The 5,626-nt window shown below is 67.2% G+C and carries 3 protein-coding genes and 1 pseudogene; all 4 read right to left on the minus strand.

Translation table 11 applies throughout. The annotated features are described in order from the left end of the window. Positions 1–1,859, minus strand: a 1,859-nt coding sequence (locus AC1DSN_RS17550) for a glycoside hydrolase domain-containing protein (protein ID WP_477331933.1), incomplete at its 3' end; no start/stop codon positions are given. Positions 1,860–1,933: 74 nt separating this feature from the next. Continuing rightward, positions 1,934–4,243: a DNA internalization-related competence protein ComEC/Rec2 gene (locus AC1DSN_RS17555; protein WP_477296764.1), complete on the minus strand. Its 2,310-nt coding sequence runs from the start codon at positions 4,241–4,243 to the stop codon at positions 1,934–1,936. Positions 4,244–4,333: 90 nt separating this feature from the next. Beyond that, a complete protein-coding gene (locus AC1DSN_RS17560) occupies positions 4,334–4,864 on the minus strand; it encodes a hypothetical protein (RefSeq protein WP_477331935.1) in 531 nt (176 codons plus the stop codon). Positions 4,865–5,003: 139 nt separating this feature from the next. Further along, a pseudogene (locus tag AC1DSN_RS17565) lies at positions 5,004–5,626 on the minus strand (hypothetical protein); the annotation flags it as partial.

Genomic DNA, 5,626 nt, shown 5'->3' on the forward strand with positions numbered 1-5,626 from the left:
CCCACCATCAGGTCGGCATAGCCCGGCGACGACCAGCGCGCGATCCAGCCCGAGTCGCGATATTGCTGCACGAAGCCATCGATCATCTTGCCCGCTTCGTTCGGGGTGAGCAGCACGTAGGCCGGCCACGCCGTGCGATAGGTGTCCCAGAAGCCGTTATTGACGAACGGCTGGCCCTCGACGATACGCGCACCCGTCGCGGTATCCGTGTTCGAACCTGCCGGCGCGGAGAACGGGCTGGCGTAGCGCCACACGGGCGCGTCCTTGCTGCCGGTGTTCTCGTAGGCGTGGTTCGGGTACAGGAACAGGCGGTACAGGCTCGAGTAGAGGATGGTTTTCTCGTCGGGCGAGGCGCCTTCCACCTTGACCGTGTCCAGGCGATCGTCCCAGGCCTTGCGTGCGCGCTCGTGCACGCTGTCGAAGGTGTCGTCCGGCGCGATTTCCTGGGCGAGATTGGCCTTCGCCTGGTCAACGCCGATCAGCGAGGTGGCGATCCGCATGGAAACGACGCGATCGCCCTTCTTCGACGTGTCGAAGCCGAACCAGGCGGAGGCAGCGTCGCGCTTCTCGCCGGTGAGGCGGCCGCTCTCGGCTACGGGTTTATCGAACACCGCGTAGAAGAACAGGCGAGTGGCGCCGGTGGAAAGACTGCTCTTGACGTCCGACCAGCCCTGGATGCTGCGCTGGCCCGGATCGAGCGTGACCGCCGCCTTCTCATTGAGGTTGTCGAAGACCAGCTGCGAGCGCTTGTCGGCAAAGGTGAAGCGGAACATCGCCGCGTGATCGGTCGGCGTGATCTCGGTGGTGATGCCGTCATCGAAGTGCACGCGGTAGTAATCCGGATGCGCCAGTTCGGCGTCGTGGCCGAACGACAGCGCACGCGTCTCGCGTTTCAGCGCCGGTGCACCGGAAGCCGCCTGCGCCGGCATGACCTGGAAGGTCTGGCGCTCGCCCATCCACGGGCTGGGCTCGTGCGAGAGGGCGAAGGCCTCGATGCGCGGGCGATTGTCCTCGCCATTGCGGGCCTGGTACTGGTAGATCCAGTTGGACCCGGCGTTGGTCGTCGGCGTCCAGAAGTTGAAGCCATGCGGCATGGCCACGGCGGGGAAGTTGTTGCCGCGCGAGTAGTTTTCGTTGGCGTTGGAGCCACGGCGCGTGTCGACGTAGTCGGTCGGGTGCGTGCTGTTGATGACTTTGACTTCGCCGATGCGCACGTCGTCGAGGTAGCCCTCGAAGGCCTCGCCAGCAGGTGCGTCCGCGGTAAGTTCGATCGAACGGACACGACGGCCCTTGGCCACGGCGCCCAGATCCACGCTCACGTAGTTCCACTGGTCGGGATAAAGCACACGACCTTCGCCCTGCCCCTTCGCGGTGGCGGGCACGCGATGCTGGTCGCGCGCGGCGCTGGTGGAGAGGCGCGTGCCGTCGTCGAACACGAGGTCCACGGCCAGGTAGTTGGCCGGATTGACGAGGTCGTCCTTGTTGGAGCGAGGGAAGACCAGCCAGGACAACACCGTGTCGTCGCCGATGCGCACATCGGTGTCGAACAGCTTCGTCGTCGCCGGCGAGCCATTGCCCGTACCCGTGTAACGCAGCGAGTGCGTGCCGGTGAAGCCGACATTGGCCTTCGCGGTAAGCACTGCCTCCGGGGGTGGCCCCCCGACGACGCGAACGTCGAGCGCACCCTTGGCCGCCAGCGGCGCGGGCTGCGCGGTCTCGAAGGAGCTGTCAAAGCGCTGGGTCGCCGCAAGGGCTCCCACCGGTACCACAAGAGACGCCGTCACCAGAGCGAATGCCGCCCTGCCCCAACCGTGCTTCGATACCGTCACGCTCATCCCCTTGTCTAGCGGAACCCGCATTTAAATCGTTCTAAATTGGGAATGTCAAACGGCGGTGCAGCACGAAAGGGTGTTCGGGCGGTGGACGGCCCTCCTTACTCCCGCCAGTAACGGCTCGCCGGTCGACGCCACTCCCGCACTACCCGAGGCGTGGCATCACGCGGCATATCGACCACGATCGCGCCACTGATGGCGGTGTTGAGCACGTCAGCCCCCGCATCCTCATGCCGCGCCAGCACCGAAGCATGCGGATGGCCAAACCGATTGCGCCACCCCGACGACACGATAGCCAGCTCAGGCTGCACAGCCCGAAGCCAAAGCACATCGGACGAATGCTTGCTGCCGTGATGCGCTACCGTTGTCACCGTCGGCAGTTCAGACCACAACGCATCGCGATCCATACGACGCTCGGCCTTGGCACTGATGTCGCCTGTGAGCAGGAAGCGCCCTCCTTCTCCTTCGATCGAGAGGACGCACGAGCGGTCGTTACTGGCTGTCTTGCCTGGACCCTCGCGCGGCACGTCGAGAAAGTGGAAGCCGACGCCATCCCACGACCAGTCCGCCTCCGACGTGCATGGCTCTGCCGGAAACTCCAGCCTGCCCGGTTCGCCGGAGAGCCGTCGCGCCTTCGGGTAGCGACCGACGATGGCCGCCGCGCCACCGGCGTGGTCTACGTCCCCGTGGCTGACGACGAGGGTATCCACCCCGCCCAGGCCCAGAGCCGTGATCGACGGCAGCACGATGCCGGCGCCGGCGTCACGACCGCCGCCGTAGGCAGGGCCGGTGTCGTAGACGAGTGTGTGGTGTCGCGTGTGGACGACCACTGCCAGTCCCTGCCCTACATCGAGCACCCAAGCGCGAAAGGCGCCGGACCTGGGCATATCGCGTGGAGGCAGCAGCAACGGCAGGAACAATAAGGCGCCGTAGCCACGCAGCGGCACGCCACGCGGCATGAACAGCCACAGCGCTCCCACCGTCGCCAGAACAACCGGCAGGATGCCGCTTTCGGCCACGCTCAGTTGGGCGCCCGGAACATCGGCCAGTGCGGCCAGCATTCGCCACAGCTGCTTGAGCAACCACGCCGCCGCTACGAGTAARGGAACCGCGAGAGACGGCACGGCCAGGAGGACGCAGCCCACCAGCGTGAGCGGCACCACGACGAAGCTCACCAACGGTGCCGCGACCAGGTTGGCGATGAAGCCCATCAGCGACGTGCTGCCGAACAGGCACAGGGACAGTGGCAGCAGCGCGATGCTCATCGCCGCCTGCGCTCTCAGAAGTTCGCCGAGCCAGCCGAGAAAGCCCCGCGACCGCGGAGCCACGCAACACACCAGAAACCCCACCCCTGCGAACGACAACCAGAACCCCGCCGAGAGCACGGAGAGCGGATCGAACGTCAGCACGGCGAGCATCGCGAAGGCGAGCAGCGACAATCCGCCCGCGCGGCGACGTGCCATCCCCGCCAGCACCACGACGCCGATCATCAGCAAAGTGCGCACGGTCGGTAGCCCCAGCCCGGCGAGCATCCCGTAGCCGCCCGCCACCAGCAGGCCGACCATCGCCTGCGTCATCTGCCTCGGCCACAACAGCGCGAGCATCGGCCACCACGCGTAGAGCAGCCGCGTGGCGAGCACACCGCCCCCGGCGGCTACGCCGACATGAAATCCCGAGATGGCGATCAGGTGCGACACACCCGTGGCGCGGGCGATGTCCCAGTCCGCCGCGTCGAGGCCGCGCGTGTCGCCGACGGCGAGCGCCTTGAGGATACGGGCGTCCTCCGTGCCCAGATGGCTGTCCAGCGCTCGCGCAATGCCACCGCGCCATGCGTCCACGCACACGCCCACCCCGATGCGCGCGTTGTCGGGAGCAGCGCGCACATAGCCCGAGGCGACGATGCCGCGCTGAAGGGCCGTGCGTTCCGCGTCACCGCCGCCCGGATTGATGTTGCCGCGGGGACGGCGCAGGCGAACGGTGAGCCGCCAGCGCTCACATGGCCCAGGCGACACCTGCGTGCGATACCAGCTGAGGCGGTACGTGCCTCGTGTTGCGGGTGGCCCACCGCCTACGGTGTCCGGCACGAACAGGAACGACGCATCGCCGCCACGCGCTCGCGGAAGATCGACAACGCGCCCCGTGACGACAACATCCTTCCCCTCGTCGTCCGCCGGCAGTCTCGCACCCATGCCGCGCGCGCCCTGGAGGGCAGCCCATGCGGCGAACAGCATGACTACGGCGAGGTGTCGCGCGGCCCTCCATGGCAAGGCAACGGCATAGGCCAAGGCGACGACAGTGGCCAGCATCGACCAGGGCCACGCGGGCAGCCACGCTCGCGATTGCACGGCCGTACAGCCGAGCAGCGCGGCGACGGCCAGCGAAACCAGCGATAACGGAGGAACGCGAGACACCACGACAGACGCCGTTGCATGCGGCGGTCCAGCCTAGGCGTGATGGGCGGTTCCCTGGCCCGTCCAACCCTGTGGGTCATCACCGCGCCGTCAACGCTCATCGCGATTACTGGCGCCCCGATTGACGTTGTTGCGCGGCGGCGAGTGCGAGCCCGACGAGGACGGCGGACGGTTACCGGGTTGCCCACCACCGTGCCAACCACCCGGCGGGGGCTGATGATTGCCCCCTTGCCCACCCGGAGGTGGCGGACGACCGCCGCCCTGCCAGCCACCCGGCGGTCGATGATCACCGTCGCCGGGACGACCGTGCCAGCCACCCGGAGGTGGCGGCCGCGGATGATCGTGCCCGTCACGGTCGCGGTAATAGCGACGGTCGTAACCACCACCATACCAGGCGGAACCCACGGCAATCGTCGAGTACCCACCGCCGTAATAACCCGGGCCGTAGTAGCCGTAACCCGGGGCGTAGTAAGCACCGACCGGCTGGACGACCGTCGTCGTTTCCGTGCCGTAATACGCATCGCCCCCGGAGCGGCTGCGAACGTAGCCGGGGTCGTAGTAACAACCCGCCAGCGGCAGGGTAGCCGCGAGAACGAGAAGCAGGGAATGCGCACGACGCATGGGGTTTTCTCTGATGAGATGACGGCGATGGACGACTTCGACACTGCGCCCCCGCGATTGAACGCCCGCTAAAAAGGAAAGGGTCGCGAAAGCGACCCTTTCCCTTCATTCAGCATACGCAGACCGAAGCCTTCGTCGATCAGGGCTTGCTCTTCTGCTGATCGCCGCGCTGATGCGCCTCATTGGCGTAGTTGGCTTCCGGCGATGCCGGCGAAGGTGACGGCGGATTCTGCTCGCCACCCGGTTGCGTGGCCGGCACACCATTGCTGTTCTCTCCCGTCGGCCACGAGGGCGGCTGACGATCGCGCTCGCGCTTGGCTTCAAGCAGTGCCTGGATGTGCGCGACGGCCTCTTCCTGGCTGATGTGTTGAACCGGCTCGTCGGTAGTCGTCGCTGCGGGCGTCGCCGGCTTCGGGCGGGGCTTCGGCGCGGGTTTCGCCTTGGCGACGACCGGCTTGGCTGCCGCTGGCGCAGAGGCGGTTGCCGGCGCGACAGTCAGCGGCGGCTTACGCGGCGTGTTGGTCGCGGGGACACGCGATACCGGCTTCTGTTCGATCGTGTGCGCGCTTGCACTGCGCTTGGTCGGAGCGGACTTCGAGACCGGCGTCGCGGCGACCTTCTTCGCCGGAGCGGTATTCTTGCGTGCCGGCGCCTTTGTGGCGACAACCTTGCGCGCGGCTGTCTTGGGAGCCGCCTTCTTCGCGACGACCTTGCTGGCGGCCGTCTTGCGGGCCGGAGCCTTGCGTGCGGAGGCCTTGGTGC

This window comes from Luteibacter sp. P4_D7_3 (assembly GCF_056401735.1).

Excerpts from the sequence above, each read along its gene's own strand:
- AC1DSN_RS17560 (WP_477331935.1), bottom strand. The coding sequence starts at position 4,864 with ATGCGTCGTGCGCATTCCCTGCTTCTCGTTCTCGCGGCTACCCTGCCG.